Annotated in this window: 19 protein-coding genes and 1 pseudogene; 10 read left to right on the top strand and 10 right to left on the bottom strand. The window is 70.7% G+C overall.

The annotated features are described in order from the left end of the window. Window positions 1–336 carry a class I SAM-dependent methyltransferase gene (locus BR98_RS42455; protein ID WP_051969304.1) on the bottom strand — a complete coding sequence of 112 codons (336 nt, stop codon included), beginning with the start codon at window positions 334–336 and terminating at the stop codon, window positions 1–3. 159 nt (window positions 337–495) lie between these two features. Beyond that, complete coding sequence (locus tag BR98_RS04750) at window positions 496–1,017, bottom strand: TerD family protein (protein ID WP_035840414.1); 522 nt, start codon at window positions 1,015–1,017, stop codon at window positions 496–498. Between the two features lie 172 nt (window positions 1,018–1,189). Between BR98_RS04750 and BR98_RS04745 the strand changes: the two genes are divergently transcribed. Then, window positions 1,190–1,369: a hypothetical protein gene (locus tag BR98_RS04745; protein ID WP_198042125.1), complete on the top strand. Its 180-nt coding sequence runs from the start codon at window positions 1,190–1,192 to the stop codon at window positions 1,367–1,369. A 525-nt stretch (window positions 1,370–1,894) separates the two neighbouring features. Here BR98_RS04745 and tsaA read toward each other — a convergent pair. From tsaA to BR98_RS04715, 6 genes and pseudogenes are all read right to left on the bottom strand, one after another. Then, a complete protein-coding gene (gene tsaA / locus BR98_RS04740) occupies window positions 1,895–2,335 on the bottom strand; it encodes a tRNA (N6-threonylcarbamoyladenosine(37)-N6)-methyltransferase TrmO (protein WP_051969303.1) in 441 nt (146 codons plus the stop codon). Between the two features lie 119 nt (window positions 2,336–2,454). Beyond that, on the bottom strand, window positions 2,455–4,155 hold the full coding sequence (locus tag BR98_RS04735) for a beta-1,3-glucanase family protein (protein WP_035840408.1): 1,701 nt from the start codon (window positions 4,153–4,155) through the stop codon (window positions 2,455–2,457). Window positions 4,156–4,228: 73 nt separating this feature from the next. Then, a pseudogene (locus BR98_RS37475) lies at window positions 4,229–4,372 on the bottom strand (ricin-type beta-trefoil lectin domain protein); the annotation flags it as partial. A 427-nt stretch (window positions 4,373–4,799) separates the two neighbouring features. Beyond that, window positions 4,800–6,014 (bottom strand): aromatic ring-hydroxylating oxygenase subunit alpha, encoded by a 1,215-nt coding sequence (locus tag BR98_RS04725; protein ID WP_035840404.1) that lies wholly within the window; start codon window positions 6,012–6,014, stop codon window positions 4,800–4,802. Window positions 6,015–6,163: 149 nt separating this feature from the next. Continuing rightward, window positions 6,164–6,997, bottom strand: coding sequence for a PIG-L family deacetylase (locus BR98_RS04720; RefSeq protein WP_035840401.1), 834 nt, complete (start codon window positions 6,995–6,997; stop codon window positions 6,164–6,166). A gap of 100 nt (window positions 6,998–7,097) precedes the next feature. Further along, the gene (locus BR98_RS04715; protein WP_035840398.1) at window positions 7,098–8,612 is read right to left on the bottom strand and encodes an MFS transporter; all 1,515 of its coding nucleotides are present in this window, start codon (window positions 8,610–8,612) and stop codon (window positions 7,098–7,100) included. 393 nt (window positions 8,613–9,005) lie between these two features. Here BR98_RS04715 and BR98_RS04710 point away from each other — a divergent pair, with 393 nt between their 5' ends. Then, the gene (locus BR98_RS04710; protein ID WP_035840396.1) at window positions 9,006–10,331 is read left to right on the top strand and encodes a cryptochrome/photolyase family protein; all 1,326 of its coding nucleotides are present in this window, start codon (window positions 9,006–9,008) and stop codon (window positions 10,329–10,331) included. Window positions 10,332–10,403: 72 nt separating this feature from the next. Here the strand turns inward: BR98_RS04710 and BR98_RS04705 are convergent, their stop codons facing one another. After that, window positions 10,404–10,769: a DoxX family protein gene (locus BR98_RS04705; RefSeq protein WP_035840393.1), complete on the bottom strand. Its 366-nt coding sequence runs from the start codon at window positions 10,767–10,769 to the stop codon at window positions 10,404–10,406. Between the two features lie 250 nt (window positions 10,770–11,019). Between BR98_RS04705 and BR98_RS04700 the strand changes: the two genes are divergently transcribed. The 7 genes from BR98_RS04700 to BR98_RS04670 all read left to right on the top strand — a co-directional run bounded on the left by BR98_RS04700 (window position 11,020) and on the right by BR98_RS04670 (window position 19,083). Beyond that, complete coding sequence (locus BR98_RS04700; protein WP_035840390.1) at window positions 11,020–12,513, top strand: SDR family oxidoreductase; 1,494 nt, start codon at window positions 11,020–11,022, stop codon at window positions 12,511–12,513. 333 nt (window positions 12,514–12,846) lie between these two features. Further along, window positions 12,847–14,232: an ice-binding family protein gene (locus BR98_RS04695; protein WP_232247241.1), complete on the top strand. Its 1,386-nt coding sequence runs from the start codon at window positions 12,847–12,849 to the stop codon at window positions 14,230–14,232. Between the two features lie 417 nt (window positions 14,233–14,649). Continuing rightward, entirely contained in the window at window positions 14,650–15,171 is a 522-nt protein-coding gene (locus tag BR98_RS04690; RefSeq protein ID WP_232247240.1) for a DUF5819 family protein, read from the top strand. Further along, window positions 15,161–16,270, top strand: coding sequence for an HTTM domain-containing protein (locus tag BR98_RS04685; RefSeq protein WP_198042124.1), 1,110 nt, complete (start codon window positions 15,161–15,163; stop codon window positions 16,268–16,270). The genes BR98_RS04690 and BR98_RS04685 overlap by 11 nt, the downstream gene beginning before the upstream one ends. Window positions 16,271–16,304: 34 nt before the next feature. Further along, the gene (locus BR98_RS38975; RefSeq protein ID WP_035840387.1) at window positions 16,305–16,700 is read left to right on the top strand and encodes a thiol-disulfide oxidoreductase DCC family protein; all 396 of its coding nucleotides are present in this window, start codon (window positions 16,305–16,307) and stop codon (window positions 16,698–16,700) included. Window positions 16,701–17,049: 349 nt separating this feature from the next. After that, window positions 17,050–17,667: a class I SAM-dependent methyltransferase gene (locus BR98_RS04675; protein ID WP_035840386.1), complete on the top strand. Its 618-nt coding sequence runs from the start codon at window positions 17,050–17,052 to the stop codon at window positions 17,665–17,667. A gap of 45 nt (window positions 17,668–17,712) precedes the next feature. Further along, entirely contained in the window at window positions 17,713–19,083 is a 1,371-nt protein-coding gene (locus tag BR98_RS04670) for an FAD-binding oxidoreductase (protein ID WP_035840385.1), read from the top strand. 14 nt (window positions 19,084–19,097) lie between these two features. On the opposite strand, the gene BR98_RS04665 is transcribed toward BR98_RS04670, so the two are convergent. Beyond that, window positions 19,098–19,634, bottom strand: coding sequence for an RBBP9/YdeN family alpha/beta hydrolase (locus BR98_RS04665; protein WP_035840382.1), 537 nt, complete (start codon window positions 19,632–19,634; stop codon window positions 19,098–19,100). Between the two features lie 182 nt (window positions 19,635–19,816). On the opposite strand from BR98_RS04665, the gene BR98_RS04660 reads away from it, so the two are divergent. Then, the gene (locus BR98_RS04660) at window positions 19,817–20,020 is read left to right on the top strand and encodes a cold-shock protein (protein WP_030918248.1); all 204 of its coding nucleotides are present in this window, start codon (window positions 19,817–19,819) and stop codon (window positions 20,018–20,020) included. Window positions 20,021–20,023 lie beyond the last annotated feature (3 nt).

The raw sequence follows: 20,023 nt of genomic DNA, 5'->3' as shown, positions 1-20,023 counted from the left end.
CTACTGGGGCCGGCAGGCGGCAATGCCCAGGAGTGATTGGTCGTCGAGCGGCAGACTGTCGGCGCTGGCCACGATGGCATCAGCCCCGGAACGGCGGGCGATCTCGACCTGGCGAGGGGAGATGTCCACTCCCAGGACCTGCCATCCCAGGGCAGTCAGAGCGGGGATATGGGCTCCCCCTCCGCAGCCAAGGTCGAGACACGTCTGCCCGTCCCCGACGCCGAGTACCTGAGCGATCAACTGGTCAGCGGCTTCAGCGAACGGACGACCCACTCCGCTCTCAACGTAGGCGTCGTACCAGTCGGCGAACTCGTCATAGCGAGGGCGAAGTGACATGGCAGCACCCGACCAAACAACAGGCTGCTTCGCCAACTGATTTCGGCCTACGCGCGGCTTTGCACCGGCTGCGGGGGGGCGGACTTCTGGGCTCAACGCAGGTACGGATCAACACCCCTCAGCGAACTTCTGCGGAGCAGCACTAGGGCCGGACGGGCCCTAGCCGCCCATGGCCGTCGCGAAGGTCGCCGGATCGGCATCGAAGCCGTGGACGCCGGCGCGGAATCCCCAGGCCCCTGAGCCGTCCCGGACGAATTCCGCGACCCTCGCAGCCGTTGCCCCGCCGAGGTCGGTGAAGTCCACCGCCGCGAGTTCGCTGTGCCCGTTGCTCACCCGTACCTCGGGGTGGGCTATGCCTGCGAAGGTCAGCCGGCCGTTCTGCTGCTGGATGGCGACGCCCACGAGCACCCTGACGTAGCGGTGCGCCAGGCGGTCGAGCTCCAGGATCAGGCGCTCGTCGACACCGAGGCCCTTGCCGTCGCGGCTGTCCCTGCTGAGCGTGATGGTGCCGTCGGGAGAGCGGCTGTCGAAATGCACCAGGTAGGCGGGGGCGCCGGACGGGGCGTCCTCGGTGTACGTCGCTGCAATGAGGTCCAGGTCGTGGGGCGCCGAACCTGCGGGACTCGGATCCCACATCAGGCTCACCTCGACGCGTTCCAGACCCTTGTTGAGACTGCTCACCGGACTCTCCGTTCGTCAGCGCACCGACCCTCCATGGTGCCACTGCAGGCCGGCCAACGGTGGGCAATGATCCGATATCTACGGGTAATTGACATGGCATCGGGAGGAGCGGCACCGGGTAGCAGGTGGCGGCTCGGCGGTCGGCGTCAGGGCGCCGTCAAGATCCATGGCGGTGGGCCGGCTGAGCCCGACCGACGCGGCCGACGGGTTGATCCGCTGGCAGCGTTTCCTCGATCAACGGCTGAACCGCCGACACGACGTCACACGAAGCTGGCCGGACTTCCCGCCTGCGGGAGTCGAGGCGATGCTGACCGTTGAGCTGCCTCAGAAGTGGACCCTGCTCGATGACTGAGCAGTCCCGCCGATCCTGCGCAGGGCCGGGGCTTCGGCCGTTGGACAGGCGTTCCCCAACCCGGCTGCTAGTGATGCGTCAAGATCGCCCCCCGTCGCGCGAAGAACGCGTCAGGAACGCTGAGGGCCGGTTTCCGCTCGCCTAGCGTCACTTCTCGAACGGCCCGAGAACGCTCCGTGGGGGAGTCCGATCGGTGCCGTTGACCGGTGGCGACATCTGCGAGCGACCACTGGCAGCCAGGTACGGGGAGCGCGGCAATGACAGAGCGGGGAACGGCCGGCACGGTCGAACCAGGGAAGACGAACCCGTCGGGGGAGACGGGCTCCGGTTCGACCGAGCCACTGTCGATATCCGTGCGGCGCGCCCGAGGTACCTCGGTTCGAAGGGGAGGCGTGCGGGGCCCGGCATGGCGGCCGGGCCCCGCACGCTGGTCGGCGCCGCTGGCCCGGGGCTGGTGGACCACTCCGCGCCTGGTGCGCGGGCTCACCGCGCTCTGCGTGGCCGCGCTGTTGACCGCGGCGGCCGTCACCGCCACCGTGCTGAGCGGTGCCCGGCAGGGCATCGACGACCCAGTACCGGCTTGACGTCCAGTACGGGGGTGCCGTTCAGGGCCTCGAGGGTGCTGACCCGGATCCGTAGGCCTTCGACGGCCAGGATGGTGACCCGGTGCAGGCCGATGGGGTTGGGGCGGTCCGGCGAGCGGGTGGCGAAAACACCGGTGTCCGGGCGGGAGAGGTCCCCACGGGGGTGGACGGCGAGCACCTCGCGGTCGGCGCGGTCGAGCCAGGTGAGCAGCAGCACGTCCTGTCCCACCGCCAGGTCCCGCAGGCCGCGGGCCACCGAGGGATCGAAGACCAGCCAGACGTCCGGTCCGCCCTCGTCGCCCTGCTTGGGTGCCTCCGCCCGCTCCAGCAGTGGTGACTCCACCCAGCCGATCGGCCGCACCTGGTACTGCTCGTCCGCCATTGCTCTCCCCTCGCCGAGGCCGAGTCTAGGGGGGAGTCCGTGGGTCCGGCGGGAGTCTGTGGATCGTGGCCGGGCCGCGCGGGGCGGCCCGGCGCCGCGACCGGTTCGGGCGCGAGGTGCTACCCGAAGGTGAACCAGTTGAGGTTGGTGAAGTCGGCGGGCTGGCCGCTGTCGAAGGTGAGGTAGACGTCGTGGGTGCCGGTGGTCCGGGTGATGTCGGCCGGAACGGTGCGCCAGCTCTGCCAGCCGCCGGTGGCGGCGATGGCGATGCTGCCGACCGGCGCGGCGGTGGGGCTGCCGAGCCGGACCTGCACCAGGCCGCTCACCCCGGCGGCCGCGCCGGACGCGACGCGGGCGCTGAAGCGGGTGGCCCCGGTGGTGCCGAAGTCGACGGCCGTGTACTTGAGCCAGTCGCCGTTGGACAGCCATCCCACGTCGGAGCCGCCGCCGGAGTCCGAACAGGCCTCGACCTGCGCTCCGGACTGGGCGTTGAACGTCTCGGCCTGGATGGTGCTGAAGGCGCTGACCCCGCCGCCGGTGGCGGTGGCGGTCGGAGTGGGACTGCCGCTGCCACCGGGCCCGGGGTCGCCCGCCAGGCCGCCGACGGTGATGGTGAACCGGACCGGGCTCCCCGACTGCACCTTTCCCTCGAAGTCCACCCCGGCCGGGTGCACGTCGTCGTAGGGGAAGGCGTACCCGAGCCGGTCCGGGGTGGTGCTGTGCAGGATACGGGCGTAGTGGTTGGTCCGGGCGCGGGTGTAGAAGGCGGAAGGGTTCTCCGCGTCCGGCTGGTCGGGGTTGTCCAGCAGGGTGGTCCGGTTGAAGGCGGCGGCCAGCCGCGCGCTCAGGTTCCCCATGACGTCGTTGCCCGTGGTGAAGGGCGCGTCACTGCAGGAGAAGACGGCGAGGGTCGAGGGCCTGGCGAAGCCGCCGATCCCGGGGAAGGTCAGTGTGTCGCCGTTCACCCGGCCGGTGACGGTGCCCCAGCTGAACTGGGTGTCGATGCGCAGGTCGGTGGTGCGGTACTTGGTCCACACCTGGTCGACGTAGCTGTCGAAGTAGCCGCTGAACAGCGAACTGTCGCCGCGGATCGCCAGGTTGGGGCTGAGCACGCGCAGGTCGCCGCCGCCCTCGGTGACGATCAGCCGGCTCCAGTCACCGCCGTCGGCGGCGGTCTGGGCCCGCAGCGCGCCGGCGACCCGGGACAGCCCGTCCGAGGGCAGCCCGCGCACCGTCTGGACGCCCTGCCCGGTCTCCAACTGGAAGGCGATCGGAAGGCACACCATGTCGACGAAGGTGATGTTGGCGTACAACTGGTCGTTGTTGTACGTGAACTCGCAAAAGTCGTGCCGGACGTTCGCGTTGGGATCGGTCGGGTTGCTCACCGACGGAAGAGCCAGGCCGCCGCCACGGTTCAGCAGGAAGGTGAGCTTCTCGCCGACGGAGAAGTAGATGCGCCCGCTGTCGAGGTGCGGCAGTGTCACCCTGCGCGGGCCGGCGCCGGACGCGTTGAGTGCGATGGCGCAGTCGGCTCCCAGCGGGGTCTGGTCGTTGGCCGGGGACGGGGGGTGGTAGAGGGTGGATCCGTCGGCCTGGACGAAGGCCCAGGTGCCGCCCGCGGCGGGGTCACGGCCGAGGACGTAGGCGTAAACGGTGGCGCTTCCAGTGGTGTTGACCAGGTCCAGCGGGAGCGTGGCGGTCGTCGAGGCGCGGGCGCTCGCCTCGAGCCAGGTCGCCACGGCGGGCACGGCCAGGGCGGCGCCCGCCGTCGCGAAGAGGAGCTTCCGGCGGGATATCGGTCGTTGGTGACGCGGCGTCATGGTGTGGGGGTCCGTTCTCCGCGAGGTCTGGTGGGGGAGGAGGGGAGGGAGAGCTGCCGGTGCGGCCGCCGGATCAGCCCACCGTCCACTTCTGGTTGGCGCCGCCGCAGGTCCAGATCTGGAGCCTGGTGCCGTCGGACGAGGAGTTGCCCTTGGCATCCAGGCACTTGTCCGCACCGGTGTTGGTGAGATCGTGGGCGGCGGTGTACGTCCACTTGGCGGGGTCGGGGGCGGCGCCGGCGGGTCCGTCGAAGTCGTCGGACCAGGTCTGGGCGGTGACGGCGGCGCCCGCTCGTTCGGCACCGGAGCCGGTCGTCGACATGATCACGGCTGCCACCAGGGCGGTTGTGAGGATGAGGACGAGGCCTCCGAAGGACCAACGGCTTCCGCGATGAGCAGCTGCCATGGGCATGCACCCTTGTCTGGGAGAAGGGACGGGTCTCCGAGCCGGGCGCGCCACTGTGGGGCGCTTCAGAGAGCGCTCTCAGATCTGACGCGGCGTCGCCCTTGGGCCTGGATACTACGGAGGGGCAGCCGTCATGGCAATGTCAACCAACGCTGCTTACACGGGTTTGACCTGCGAGTTTGTGTCCGGGCTCGCGGCTTTACCTTCCCTTAAGCCTGGCTTGATGTCTGGCGCAGGGTCAGTGACCGGGGGTCCCGTCGGCCGCCGGGCTGGGACGTTCCGGCGAGCCGTTGACGCTCGGCGGCGCGCACTGTGCTCCGCCCCTGCCGGCTTCCTCCGGACGCAGCGGCACGCCGTTGGCCCGCAGGACGTCGCGGACGTCCAGGATCAACGGGAACACCTCGTGGTTCCGGTCCTCGCCCTGTTCGTCCCACGCCCGCTGCTCGGCCTCGACCGCCATCCGGTCCTGGGCGAACACCCGCTCGGTGAAGCGCCGGATCAGCGGCCACGCCAGCTGGAGCATCCCGGGGACCGGCGGCTTCGCGATCATCAGCAGGCCGTAGGCGTGGTTGGTGCGCTGCTCGGCATCCTCCGGCACGTAGGCCGCCCAGAGCGAGAAGGCCGGAAGTTCGGCACCGTCGGGAACGTCCTGAAGGGTCTGGTACGGGTACTCGGTGCGGATGGTGACGACATCGGGCGTGTCCCGGCCGCCGAGCCCCTCGGCGGACAGCAGACCGGCACCGCGGTCCTTCCTGCCCCCGGCGGGGACGAACAGGTAGCGGGCCTCGACGAACCGCGGACCGCTCTCGTACCCCAGCAGCTCCGGCTGGATCCTGCCCAGGACACCCCGGTGCAGGAACTGGTGGTTCATGTCCAGCAGGTTCTCGTGCATGAACGAGTAGTGGCACCGCACGGTGCGGGAGAACGTCATGGTCCGGTGCGTGGCCGCGTGGAACTCGGGCAGCACCGGAAACGGCGCCGCTTCGGCCTTCGCCGGGTCGCCGGGGAAGACGAACACCAGGCCGTAGGCCTCGCGGACGGGGTACGACCGCACGCCGCGCGGTGGCCGCTCGCACCCCTTGGGCAGGTACGGGATCTGCGAGATGTGGCCGTTTCCGCGGTAGGCCCAGGCGTGGTAGCAGCAGCGCAGCGCCTCCCCCTCCACGACGCCCAGGCTCAGCGGCACCTGACGGTGCGCACACCGGTCCTCCAGGGCGTAGACCTTGCCGCTGCGGCCGCGGTACAGCACGATCCGCTCACCGGCGAAGACGGCGGCGAAGGTGCGTCCCCTGGGTACCTTTCGGGCCACGGCCACCGGGTACCAGAAGTCCGGGTCGATTCCGATGCGCCGCAGGTCGGTGACGGCTTCGTGGCGGTCGTTCTGCGGCCGTGGGGGTAACCCCGCCGGTCCGTCGGCGGGGTACCGGTCCATTCCGGGGCGGGCCTCGGTCATAGGTGCTGCTTCCTTGCGCTCGGGCCGGGAGGACGCGGCCACCGAATCGCCAGGTGGCCGCTGCTGGACTCCACTTCCCTACGGTGGCCCGGGGCAGGGCCAACGGCAACCGCAGCGCTGCGCAGCTCCTCGGACTCGGCGCAGCCGAATCAGCGCAGTCCGGCGAAGAGGTCGTCCTCGGGCAGGGCCGCCCCCGTGGTGTCCTGCACCCGGACGAAGGTCTCCACGCCCATCAGCTGCGTGAACCTCTCCTCACCCATCTTCAGGAAGAAGATGTTCTCGCTCTGGCTGGCGTGCGTGCCCAGCGCGTTGAACTTCTGGCCGCCGAACTCGCTGGTGTCCACCCAGGTGGTGATCTCCTCGTCGGGCAGCCCGATCTCGGGCATGGCGTCGGCCTCCGCCGGATCCGGCTCCTCCCAGTCCGCCCCGAACTCGCGCATGACCTCGCCGAAGCGCTGCATCATCGAACGCGGCGCCGTCGTCCAGTACACCTTCGGAGTCATCCCGGTCATCGCCAGCGCCGCCGTCGTGATCCGGTTCGCCTGGATGTGATCGGGGTGGCCGTAGAACCCGTTCTCGTCGTAGGTCACGACCACATCGGGCTGGTAGCGCACCAGCAGCTCGGCGAGGCGGGCGGCCGCCTGGTCCACCGGCGTGCGCCAGAACGACCCGGGCGCGTCGTTGGCCGGCCAGCCCATCATCCCGGAGTCGCCGTACTCGAGCAGCTCGAGGTGACCGACCTTCAGGACCTCACAGCTCGCCTCGAGTTCCCGACGACGCATCGCGGCGACGGCCGCCGGATCGTGCCCGGGCTCGCCCGGCTTGACGCCTCCCGGACCGTCACCGCAAGCGCCGTCGGTACAGGTGACGAGGACCGTGCGGATGCCCTCCGCCGCGTACCGCGCCAGTACACCCCCCGTTCCGGTGGCCTCGTCGTCGGGGTGGGCGTGCACCGCCATGAACGTCAAGGGCCGGTCAGCCATGGAAACCATCCTCCGTCTGTCGAGTGTTCGGCCCCCAGTCTGCGGTATGCGCACTGGTGGTCGCCTCCGTCAGAAGGCCTGGGCCTGACGGTCGATGGGCTTACGCCTGGCGGTCGATCTCGTCCTCCCGGACCAGCCAGAGCGCGAGGCCGGCGCCGACCAGACTGACCAGACCGCCGAGCAGCAGCACGAGGTTGAGGCCGTCGAGGAAGCCGGCTCGGGCGGCGGTCGAGGCGGCCGCGCGGGCCGGCTCGGGCAGGGCGGCGAGCGCCTGCGGCAGGCTGCCGGAGGAGGAGGCTTCGATCAGTTCGCGCGGACGGGCTCCCTCCGCGAGCGGTGTGCCCGCCGTCAGGTCGCGGAAGGTCTGGGAGCCCCGGCCGACGAAGATCGCCCCCCAGACGGCGATGCCGACCGCGATGCCGACCTGCCGGAAAGTGTCGTTGATGCCGGCCGCCATGCCGCTGTTCTCCTTCGGCACCACGCTCACCGCGACATCGGCGATCACCGGGTTGATCAGACCGACGCCCGCACCGCCGACCAGGAAACCGGCCAGCAGGCCGGTCCAGGTGTCCTCGGGCTGGATGCCGCCCATCAGCAGCATGCCCGCGCCGACCGCGACCAGGCCGACGCAGAGCATCAGCCGGGCCTGCACCCGGGAGAGCAGCACACCGGCCAGCGGCGCCACGACGAAGCTGAGCACGGTGATCGGCAGGTAGCGCACGCCCGCTGCGAACGGCGAGAGGCCGAGGTAGTTCTGCAGATACAGCGTCAGATAGAGGAACAGGGCGAACAGCGAGCTGGAGACCGCGAACGCGGCCAGCTGCACTCCGGTGAACGCGTGCCGGCGGAACAGACCCAGCGGCAGCATCGGCTCCGGGACGCGGCGTTCGACGAGGACGAAGACGGTGAGTAGCACGGCCGCGCCGGCGAACAGCGACACGATCAGCGCACTGCCCCAGCCCTCGGCGTTGCCCCGCACCAGCGCCAGGACGAGCAGGAACAGTCCGCTGCTGAAGGCCGCGACCCCGGCCCAGTCGATCCGGGTGGCGTTCGGGTCGCGGCTCTCGGCCAGCTTGAGGTAGGTGACGACCAGGGCCGCCGCGCCGATCGGCACATTGAGGTAGAAGATCCACTGCCAGCCGAGCGAGTCCGTGATCGCCCCGCCGATCAGTGGCCCGACCGCGACGGCCATCCCGATCGTCGCCCCGTAGATGCCCATCGCGGTGCCGCGCTCGCGGCCGGGCGGGAACTCCTGCGCGACCAGGGCCAGCGAGACCGCGAACATCAGCGCGCCGCCGACTCCCTGCACCGCGCGGGAGATGTTGAGGAAGACCGGGTTCGGCGCCAGCCCGCAGAGCAGCGAGGCGGCGGAGAAGATCACCAGCCCGGCGGCGAAGGCCCGGCGCCGCCCGAGCCGGTCGGCGAGCGAACCGGCCGTCAGCACCAGAGCGGCCAGTGAGAGGGTGTAGGCGTCGAACACCCACTGCAGGTCGGTGAAGGTCGCGCCCAGGTCCTTGCGGATGGACGGCAGGGCGACGTTGACCACCGTGATGTCGAGCAGCAGCATGAACGTCGCGACCGAAACGGCGGTCAGCGTCCACCACTTGCGTTGCACGGCTTCGGTCTCCTTCGACGAGGTTCGCCTGGTCCGCGGAACGGGGTTCGGCGACACCGTCGACCGTACGCAACGCCGCCGCGCGAACCCGGTCAGACACGGCCGGGCGCGCCGCGCGGGCCCTGTCCGGCCGATCGCCCCGCCGCGGCTGGTGGCCCTGCTGCTGGAGCAGGCGGCCGGCGTCGGGCGACGGCGGATTGCCGGCGTCAGCCATCCGGGTGAACTCGCTTCTCGGACCGGCCCGGACCCATCCGCCGCACTCCGCGCGGCGAACAAGGATTCGCCATGTTCTTGTGTTGCCGGGCCATCCCCTGTGGGTGGTAACCGGCCGCGTCGCCCGATCGCCCGACCGCCCGACCGACCAGCGGTACCGACCAGCCCCGAGGCTCGCCGATGACCATCTCCGTCGCCCTGTTCACCCAGGACCTCCGCCTGCACGACAACCCCGTCCTGCACGCCGCCCGTGCCACCGCCGACCAGGTTGTCCCGCTGTTCGTGGTGGATCCTGCGGTCGAGGCCGCCGGCTTCGCCGCCGCCAACCGGCGCGCCTTCCTCGCCGACTGCCTCGCCGACCTGGACGCATCGCTGCGCCGGATCGGCTCCCGGCTGGTGGTGCGCCACGGCGATGCCGTCGAGCAGACCGCCCGGATCGCGCAGGAGACCGGCGCGACGAGCGTGCACCTCGCCGCCGGCGTCAGCGCGTTCGCCCAGCGCCGCGAGGCCCGCCTGCGCGAGCTGCTCGGCGACCGACTGCACGTCCACGACGCCGTGCTGACCGTCGTACCGGCCGGCCAGGTCACCCCGGTCGGGAAGGACCACTACGCGGTCTTCACCCCGTACCACCGGGCCTGGCAGCGCGTCCCCCGCCGGGCCGTGTTGCCCGCGCCCCGCGCGCTGCACACCCCGCAGACCGCGCACGGCGAGGAGCTGCCCACCGCACAGGGGGTCTCGCCCGCGCTGCCGCTCGGGGGCGAGACGGCCGGGCGCGCGCGGTGGCGGCGGTGGGACCTCGCGGCCTACGCGGACCTGCACGACGCTCTCGCCGCCGACGGCACCTCCCGACTCTCCCCGTACCTGCACTTCGGCTGCCTGTCCGCCGGCGAGCTGGCGGCGCGCGCGGCGAAACGCGGCGGCGAGGGCGCGGAGGCCTTCGTCCGTCAGCTCGCCTGGCGGGACTTCCACCACCAGGTGCTGGCGGCCCGGCCCGACGCCGCGCACCGGGACTACCGCACCCGGCACGACCGCTGGCACCACGACGAGCGCGAGGCTGAGGCCTGGCGGCAGGGCCGCACCGGCTACCCGATCATCGACGCCGGAATGCGCCAACTCGCCCACGAGGGTTGGATGCACAACCGGGCCAGGCTACTGACGGCCTGTTTCCTCGCCAAGTCGCTCCACCTGGACTGGCGGATCGGGGCCCGCCACTTCCTGGCCCTGCTGGTGGACGGAGACCTGGCGAACAACCAGCTCAACTGGCAGTGGGTGGCCGGCACCGGCACCGACACCCGCCCGAACCGGGTCCTCAACCCGCTGATCCAGGCCGACCGTTACGACCCGGACGGCGCGTACGTGCGCCGCTGGGTGCCGGAGCTCGCCCAGGTGCCGGGCCGGGCCGTGCACCGGCCCTGGCTGCTCGCCGACCGCTACGACTACCCGGCCCCGATCATCGCCCCGGGGGCGCTCACCGATCGGCTGCGGCGGGCCCGGGGCCTGGACTGAGCCCCGGGCCGAGAGCCCCCCGCCTCCTGCCTCCTACGCCCTGCCTCCTGTCCGTTGCCTCCTGCCCCTTGCTCAGCTGCGGGCGACCCGCAGGGCCCAGGCGACCAGCGGAATCTGCAGCGGCAGTCGGGCCACGGCAGCGGCGCGCAGCGGCGCCGGCCGGTGCCGCCAGTCGTACGCCATCTTGACGTTCGCGGGGAAGACGGCCGCGAACAGCCCGGCCGCCGCCAGCGCGCCGGCCCGGCGGGTCCGCGGGTAGGCGATCGCGGCGCCGACGGCGAGTTCCGCCACTCCGCTGAGCCTGGTCCAGGTGCGGGGCTCGCCGGGCAGGCTGCGCGGCACGATGTCGTCGAACGGGCGCGGCACGGCGAAGTGCGCCACGCCCGCGACGAGCAGCAGGCCGCTCAGCAGGCGGGCGGATCGGGTCGGGCTGGGCATGGTGCTCCTCGGCATACAAGGCGGTCGCGGTCGCTGGCTCCTACCGCGGGCCGCAGGCAGGGGATCGGCAGCGGGTCCCGAACCGATCGGCGGGGGACCGTGGTTACTGGAGGGTAGCCACTCGGGCCGCAGCACGGAAGGCATCCGCCCGGTTGTCGGCCCCGAGCACCGTGCGAGATCCTGGGTCCACCGAGCACCCGGAAACCGAACAGTGCCCGGCGGCTTGCCGCCACCGGGCGGAGGAGCCGGTATGCACCACCAGCCTTCCACCCCGCTTCGCTGCCTGGTGACCGGCGCCACCGGCTACATCGGCGGCCGCCTGGTCCCCGAACTGCTCGCGGCGGGCTACCCGGTGCGCTGCCTGGTCCGCGACGCCGGCCGGCTGCGCGACCAGCCGTGGCGGGCGAAGGTCGAGACCGCCACCGGTGACGTCACCCGGCCCGACACGCTCCCCGGCGCCTTCGAGGGGGTGGACGTGGCGTACTACCTGGTCCACTCGCTCGGCACCGGGCCCGGCTTCGAGGAGACCGACCGTGCAGCCGCCCGCGCGTTCGGTGCGGCCGCCGCCGCGGCCGGCGTGGGCCGCATCGTCTACCTGGGCGGGCTGATCCCCGGCGGGGTACCCGAACAGCAGCTCTCCCCCCACCTGCGCTCGCGCGCCGAGGTCGGCCGCACGCTGCGGCGCAGCGGTGTGCCCACCGCCGAACTGCGCGCCGCGGTGATCATCGGGTCCGGCAGCGCCTCGTTCGAGATGCTGCGCTACCTCGCCGAGCGGCTGCCGGTGATGGTCACCCCGAGCTGGGTGGCGAGCCGGATCCAGCCGATCGCCGTACGGGACGTGCTGCGCTACCTGGTCGGCGCGGCCCAGCTGCCGGCCGAGCTCAACCGGACCTTTGACCTCGGTGGGCCCGAGGTCCTCACCTACCGGGGCATGATGCAGCGCTACGCCCGGGTCGCCGGGCTGCACCGACGCGTCATCGTCCCGGTGCCGGTGCTCACCCCGCGGCTGTCCAGCCACTGGGTGGGCCTGGTCACCCCGGTGCCGAACGTCATCGCCCGGCCGCTGGTCGAGTCGCTGCGCCACGAGGTGGTGTGCGGCGAGCACGACATCGCCCGCTGGGTGCCCGACCCGACGGGCGGACTGACCGGCTTCGACCGGGCGGTGGAGCTCGCGCTGCGCCGGATCCGTCAAGCCGAGGTGGCCACCCGCTGGTCCTCGGCCTCCCTGCCCGGCGCGCCCAGCGACCCGCTGCCCACCGACCCCGACTGGGCGGGCGGCAGCCTCTACCAGGACGTCCGGGAACGCGCCGTCAAGGCAGCCCCGTCCGCCGTCTGGCAGATCGTCGAGGGCATCGGGGGCGAGCACGGCTGGTACTCCTTCCCGCTCGCCTGGGCGCTGCGCGGCTGGCTGGACCGGCTGGTCGGCGGTGTCGGCCTGCGCCGCGGACGGCGTGACCCGGCGCGGCTGCGGGTCGGCGACTCGCTGGACTTCTGGCGGGTCGAGGAGATCGAGCCGGGACGGCTGCTGCGGCTGCGCGCCGAGATGCGGCTGCCCGGCCTGGCCTGGTTGGAGCTGTCGGTCACCCCGGACGGCGAGGGCGGCACGCACTACCGGCAGCGAGCGCTGTTCCACCCGCACGGACTGGCCGGCCACGCCTACTGGTGGTCGGTCGCACCCTTCCACGCGGTCGTCTTCGGCGGGATGGCCCGCAACATCACCGAGCAGGCCCGGGCAGCCTCCTGAGGCTCGCACCTGAAGCCCGAGGCGCGATCGGCACGGCGGGCTACGCCGTCTCGGTGACCAACGGCGACGCCTGACAGGAAACGGTTCACCGCCATGGATACTGTTTTTTGATCGCAGGGCGATCGCCGCTCGGTGGTCACAGCAGTCCAACCCTTCGTCAACTATCGGCATTCGCAGGGCGCTTTCGCGGCCAGGTCCGCACGTCGCGCGCCAACTCCAGTTTTTTCTCCATGGTGGGTGAAAAACCCACCAGTCCAGGCTCAGTGGGGCCGGGCAGCTTCTCCGTGTCGATCCACAACTATCTGACACTATTTCGTGGACACCTAGAAGCGCGTGGTTCATCCATATAGATCGCATGCAAACCAAGATCCCCGAGTAATCCTGAGCCGGTTCGCCTCGAAGGCGTGCGAAACGCCGTATTTCCCAACAGAAATAGGCTTCCATATGACATCGAACTTCTCCACTGCACCACCCTGGCGCACCCTTTCCACCTGGATCGTGGGGGTGGTGCTGATCGCCGCCTTCGCGGTGGTGCTGACGCCGATCCGGGCCCAGGCCATCGCCACCGCCGTCCCGCTCGGGACGGCGGACAGCTTCGCGGTGCTGGGCGGCCAGTCGATCACCAACACCGGACCTTCCGTGATCACGGGAGACATTGGTGTGAGTCCGGGCTCGGCCATCAGCGGGTTTCCGCCCGGCCTGGTGAACGGGACCATCCACCAGATGGACGCCGTCGCCCTGCAGGCGCAGAACGACCTGACCACGGCGTACAACGACGCCGCCCAGAGCCCGGATGCCACCATTTCCGCGGACCTCGGTGGTCAGCGACTGGTTCCGGGCGTCTACAGCGGCCCAACGCTGGAGCTGACGGGCACCCTCACGCTGGACGCCGGGGGCGATCCCAACGCCGTCTGGGTCTTCCAGGCCGCCTCGACCCTGAAGACGGCCACCGCCAGCCGCGTGCTCCTCATCAACGGTGCCGCGCCGTGCAACGTCTTCTGGCAGGTCGGAAGCTCCGCGACGCTCGGCACCAACACCACCTTCGTGGGCAACATCCTCGCGCTGACGTCGATCACCGTGACCACCGGTTCGAGCATCGACGGCCGGGCGCTGGCGCGGAACGGTTCCGTGACGCTGGACAGCAACGTGATCACTCGTGAGACCTGCGCCACCGGCACCACCGGTGGAACCACGGGCGGGACGACGGGCGGCACCACCGGCACCACCACGGCCGGTGCCACGGGCGGCACCACCGGCACCACTACGGCCGGCGTCACGGGCGGCCTGGTCGCGGGCGCCACGACCGGCGGTACCACGGTCGGTCTCGTCGGCGGTGGCACTGGCGGAGTCCTGGGCGGTCTCGTCGCGGGTAACACCGGCGGGCTCCTCGGTGGAGTGGTGGCCGGCGCGACCACGGGCGGCGCCACGACGGGCGGCGCCACCGGCGCGACCACGGCGGGAACCACCGGCGGCTACACGGCCGGCACGACTGGCGGCAACACGGGCGGCCAGACCGGTGGTTACAACGGCGGCAACACGGGCGGCGAGACCGGTGGTTACAACGGCGGCTCGACCGGTGGCGAAACCGGTGGCGGTCACGACTGCGGCCCCTGCGACCAGTGGGGTGAGTGCGGTGACCACGGTGACCACGGCGACCACGGTGATCACTGCGGTGACCACTGCGACTCCAACAAGTGCTGTGAGCCTGCCAGCTCGTAGCTGATTCGGGGGTCTGCCGAGTGCGGCGACACGTGACGGATCGTCAGGATCGGCCACGTGCCGCCGCGCCGCCAAATCGGGGGGAAATGACGGCACTCGGGAGTGTCGCCCGACGGGAGTCGGATGCGCGCAAGAAGCTCAGGGGAAGCAGATTCGAGGGGAGCACCCAGGATGGGACGGACCGGAAGCAGCCGCGTGGGCGGCGGCAGTGAGTCGACGGACGTGGCTGAATCGAGCCCGACGGTCGAGGGCACGATCAGCACCGCAGTCGCGTCGGCCGGGCAACCCTCGACCAGCGATTCCGGACCACCGGCAGGACCCCCAGGACGGTCGCGAGTACTGCGAGCAGTAACGCGTGGCGCAGTAGCCCTCTTCCTGGCCGTCTCCCTCGTCCACGTCGTTATGGTATTCCTGTACGTGGCTCCGTCGAACCAGATCTCGCAGCGCTACAGCCAGCAGATCAATGCGTGGATCTATCCGTTGTTCGAGCAGAACTGGCGGCTCTTCGCTCCAGATCCGGAGTCGGTCTCCCGGCAGGTCTCGGTAAGGACCGAGAGCATCGCTGCGGACGGCACGCGCCAGACGAGCGACTGGTTCGACCTGACGGCTGTCGATGACGCCGATGTGCAGCACAACGCCTTCCCCAGTCATACCGCTCAGAACATGCTGCGCCGAGCGTGGACCAGTTATCTGGAATCGCATGGAAACGACGATCAAGCGCACTCGGCGCGTGCTCTGATGTTCCAGGAGTACCTGCGAAACATCGCGGTGGAGCGGCTCACCGCTCATCAGCGCGGCACCTTCCAAGCCATTCAGTTGAGGGTGGTCACTCGGCCGATCGAGCCCCCCGCGCAGCCGAGCCACCCTCGCCCGATCGCCAAGACCTCTGTCGACACCAGGTACCTGCCGTGGTGGAAGGTGGCACCGAATGGCAACTGACCAGGCATCACTGGCGGCTCCGCCGGTGCAGCGCACCGTCATGGGGCCCGCTCGCCGAGGTGCGCTCTTCGCCGCCGTGACCGAGCGGCCGGTGTCCCGCTACGCCGCCGCGACGCTGCGCATCGGCTACGGACTGCTCTACCTCGTCTTCCTGCTGAGGGAGTTCCCGCACCGCGAGGAGATCTGGGGTCCCGGTTCCCCGTGGACGCCCGCGCTGGCGATCCAGCTGTTCGACCAGACCGGCTGGGCCAGCTTCCTCACCCTGTCCGACAGTCGGACGTACTTCGAGGTCTGCTACGCCCTGGCTCTCGTCACGGCCGCACTGTTCATGATCGGCTGGCGGACCAGGGCTGTGTCCCTGCTCTTCGTGGTCGTGGTGGCCTCGTTCCACGCGAGGGCCATCTTCATGACGGACGGAGGAGACAACGTCATCCTCCTCATGGCCGTCTACCTCTGCTTCACCGCGTGTGGCCGACGCTGGTCCCTGGACGCACGCAGAGCCCGTCTCCGGGCTTCCGCCGACAGCGCCGCGACCTCGTCACCACCAGCGGGAGCGGCCGGCCTCTGGCATCAGCTCGGGTCCTGCCGACGAATGCTGGTTACGGCGTTCCACAACTGCGGCATGTTCGTCATCGCGGCTCAGGTCTGCTTCCTCTACGGCTCAGCCGGGTTGTACAAGGTGCAGGGGGGCCTGTGGCGAGACGGGACCGCCCTCCACTACGTCCTGAACCTCGAGCTGTTCCGGCCGTGGCCCGCGCTGTCGCACCTGCTGGACGGTCACCAGATGGTGGTCGCCGCCGCCAGCTACCTGACCGTGCTGCTCCAAGTGGCTTTTCCGTTCGTCCTGTTCGGCCGGTACAAGTACCCCGTTCTGGCCGTGCTGCTCGGGATGCACGTGGGTATCGCGGTGGTCCTCGGGCTCCCGCTCTTCTCCGGCGCGATGGTCATCGCAGATGCCGTGTTCCTGCCCGACCGGTTCTTCACCTCCCTTGGACAGGCCCGGCGCCGCGCGTTCCGCGGCAAGGCCGGCGCCGGTGCGGGGGCCCTGGCGGGTGCAGATGCCTCACTGGTACCGCCGCAGTCCGGGGCGGTCGGTTGAGGCAGCGGGTCAAAGCCGAGGAGGAGCAGGTGGAATGGACACGGGAACGATGAGCGGCGCGGAGCCAGTCCTGGCGTACGACGGGGACTGCGGCTTCTGCCAGGCCGCGATCGACCGGATCGGCCGACTGGCCGGTCCCCGGATGAGCGCCCTGCCCTGGCAGGCACTCCCGGAGCAGCTCACCACCCCGCACCTCGCGCGGCTCGACCGGGAAGTGCTGATCTTCCAGGACGGCATGGTTCGCGCGGGTGGAGCAGAGGCGCTGGCCCGGTACACCGGATCATCGCCGGCCCGCCGGTACCGGCTGGTCGCCGCCGCAGTCAGCTTCCCGGGCGTGCGATTCTGTGCCCGCCGGGTGTACTCGTTGGTGGCGCGGAACAGGCACCGTCTTCGCATCGGTCCGGCCATCTGTTCCGTGGCCCACTCATGATTCCCCGAGCGATTCCCCGAGGCTGGACCTCGCCCCGCGCAGCTCCCGCAGGCGGGTCTCCAGGAAGTCGCGCTCGGCTGCGTTGTGGGTGCGGGTGAGCGCGGCTTCGTAGGCCGCCGCCGCGTTGGCGTCTCGGCCCAGGCGGTGCGGCAGGTCGGCGCGGACGGCGTGGTAGAGGTGGTAGCCGTCGAGGGCCTACACGAACGGCCCGGGCCGGAATCGACACGATCGATACGGCCGGCACGATCGACACGAGAGCTCGTGCGTCGGGTAGGCGGCCCGCCCGGTGGCAGGTAGCGGCGGTGAGCCCGGCGGAATGCCAGACTGGTGACGAGTGAGGGAGGCTGCCATGGGGTTCTACGCCGAGCAGGTCGTCCCGCGGATGATCAACACGGCCTGCGGGATGAAGGAGGCCCAACAGCTTCGGCGCCGCGTCTGCGCGGGTCTGGCGGGCGAGGTCGTCGAGATCGGATTCGGATCGGGGCTGAACGTCCCGTTCTACCCCGCCGCGGTGACCAGGGTGGACGCGGTCGACCCCTCCGACGTCGGTTGGAAGCTGGCCGCCAAGCGGCTGGCGGCGGCCACCGTCCCCGTGCAGCGCGCGGGTCTGGACGGCCAGACCCTGCCCTTCGCGGACCACAGCCACGACGCCGCCCTGTCCACCTGGACCCTGTGCACCATCCCGGACGCAGCCGGCGCGCTGCGCGAGGTGCGGCGGGTCCTCAAGCCCGGGGGGACGCTGCACTTCATCGAGCACGGGCTGGCCCCGGACGAGAACGTCCGTCGCTGGCAACGCCGGCTCGACCCGCTGCAGCAACGGCTGTTCGACGGATGCCACCTGACTCGACCGATCGTCGACCTGCTGACCGATGCCGGCTTCACCATCACCGAACTCGACGTCTTCTACGAGAAGGGCGCCCCCAAGACCCTGGGCGCCGACTCGCTCGGAACTGCGGTGTCCCCGTAGGGGAGTAGCGTGGGAACAGGCCGCACGGCACGGCGGGAGCGCGTGATGGGCAAACCGACGATCGAAGATCTGACGAACCGCGTCCACGGAGGGGTGATCACCCCGAGTGACGAAGGCTATGACGAGGCCCGCCGGGTCTACAACGGCATGGTCGACCGCCGACCGGCGGCCGTGGTGCGCTGTGTGAACGCGGGCGACGTCCTCGCGGCAGTCGGCTTCGCCCGGGAGAACGGGCTCGACCTGGCGGTGCGCGGCGGCGGGCACAGCGTCCCCGGCTACGGCACCTGCGAGGGCGGCGTGGTCGCCGACCTGTCCGGCATGCGCGGAGTCCGGGTCGACCCGACCAGCCGGACGGCCCGGGTCGAGGGCGGGGCGACGCTGTCCGACCTGGACGCGGCGACCCATGCCTTCGGGCTGGCGGTGACCGGCGGCATCGTCTCCACCACCGGGGTGGGCGGCCTGACCCTGGGCGGCGGCTTCGGCCACCTGGCCCGGAGCCTCGGCCTGACCTGCGACAACCTGCTCTCGGCCGATGTGGTGACGGCCGACGGCCGACTGCTGGTGGTGAGCGAACGCGAGCACCCCGACCTCTTCTGGGCGCTGCGCGGCGGCTCCGGGAACTTCGGCGCGGTCACCTCCTTCGAGTACCGGCTCAGCCCGCTCGAGAACGTCTATGTCGGGCTGTTCTTCTACGAGTTGGAGCATGTCGAGGCGGTGCTGCGGCATTACCGCGAGCACATCGCGACGGCCCCGGAACAGCTCGGAGCCTTTCCCGCCTTCCAGATCGCACCGCCGCTGCCGTTCATTCCGCAGGACCGGCACGGCGACACCTTCATCCTCGAAGTGGTCTGCTGGTCCGGTCCGTTGGAGGAAGGCGAGCAGGCCGTGCAGCCGTTCCGCGAAGCGGCGCCGGTGTCCTTCGAACTCGTCACCCCGATGCCGTACCCGGCCCTGCAGGGCTTGTTCGACGCGCTGCTGCCGCCGGGACTCCAGCACTACTGGAAGGCCGCCTTCGCGACCGAGCTCACCGACGGGGCGATCGCCGCGCACGCGGTGCACGGCCCGACGGTGCCCGTAGTCACCTCGACCTGCCACATCTACCCGGTCAACGGCGCCTGCCACCGGGTGGCCCCGGAAGCGACCGCCTTCTCCTACCGCGACGCGAGCTTCGCGACGGTGATCGCCGGCATGTGGCCGGACCCGGCCGACGACGCGGCGAACACCGCCTGGGTCCGCGACTACTACGCGGCGGTCGCCCCGCACTCCTCGGCCGGCGGCTACGTCAACTTCATGGGCCCCGACGACCAGGACCGGGTCACGGACAACTACCGCGACAACTACGCCCGCCTGGTCGACACCAAGCGGGCCTACGACCCGGAGAACCTGTTCCACGTCAACCACAACATCCGGCCCTGAGACCGGGCTTCGGCTCAGTCGTGCAGCTGGGCCAGGAGTTCCCGGCCGGCCGGCCAGTCACCCAGTCCGGACGCCGAGTTGAGGTGGCCGTACGCCCCCGCCTCCACCAGGCGGGCACCCCAGGCGGCCGCGAACTGCTGCGAGCGCTTCGGCATGCACCACGGGTCGTCCGAGCTGGCGACCACGATGCTCGGGAACGGCAGCGGCTTCAGCGGAATCGGGCAGAACCCCGCCAGCTCGGCCACGCCCGCGCGCTCGATGTCCGGGGGCGCCACCAGGAGTGCCCCGGCCACCGCCGACGCGGACCGCTGCGCCGCCCAGTGGGCCACCAGAACGCAGCCGAGGCTGTGCGCGACCAGCACCACGGGGCCCGGCTGGGCGGCCACCGCCTCGTCCAGCACGTCCAGCCAGTCACTCAGCACCGGACGGTCCCAGTCAGCCTGCTCCACGCGCCGGAACGCCGGGTCGGCCGCCTCCCAGCGGCTCTGCCAGTGCTCGGGGCCGGAGCCCTCGTAGCCGGGCAGGACAAGGAAAATCGGCTGGGTGGTCATGGTCGGCGGTCCCTCCCGAGGTCGGCGAATGCAGTGGATCTTAGCCGTTTTCCACTGTTGGGGGCCGGGCCTGCTACAGTCTGAATAGTTGCAGTAGTGGTTCCCAAGAACTTTGTGTGCGCCTGCTGATGTGCCGCAGGCGCATTTTTTGTTTTCCGACTCCCTTGAAGGAGATTATTTTTATGGCTAATGGCACCGTGAAGTGGTTCAACGCGGAAAAGGGCTTCGGCTTCATCGAGCAGGAGGGTGGCGGTCCGGACGTGTTCGCCCACTACTCGAACATCAACGCCAACGGCTTCCGTGAGCTGCTCGAGGGCCAGAAGGTCGAGTTCGACGTCACGCAGGGCCAGAAGGGCCCGCAGGCGGAGAACATTCGCCCGCTGTAGTTT

It is taken from the genome of Kitasatospora azatica KCTC 9699, assembly GCF_000744785.1.
In the GTDB taxonomy this organism is placed as follows: Bacteria; Actinomycetota; Actinomycetes; order Streptomycetales; family Streptomycetaceae; genus Kitasatospora; species Kitasatospora azatica.
The sequence above is the reverse complement of the archived record's forward strand: the minus strand, read 5'-3'. Positions and strand labels throughout refer to the sequence as shown.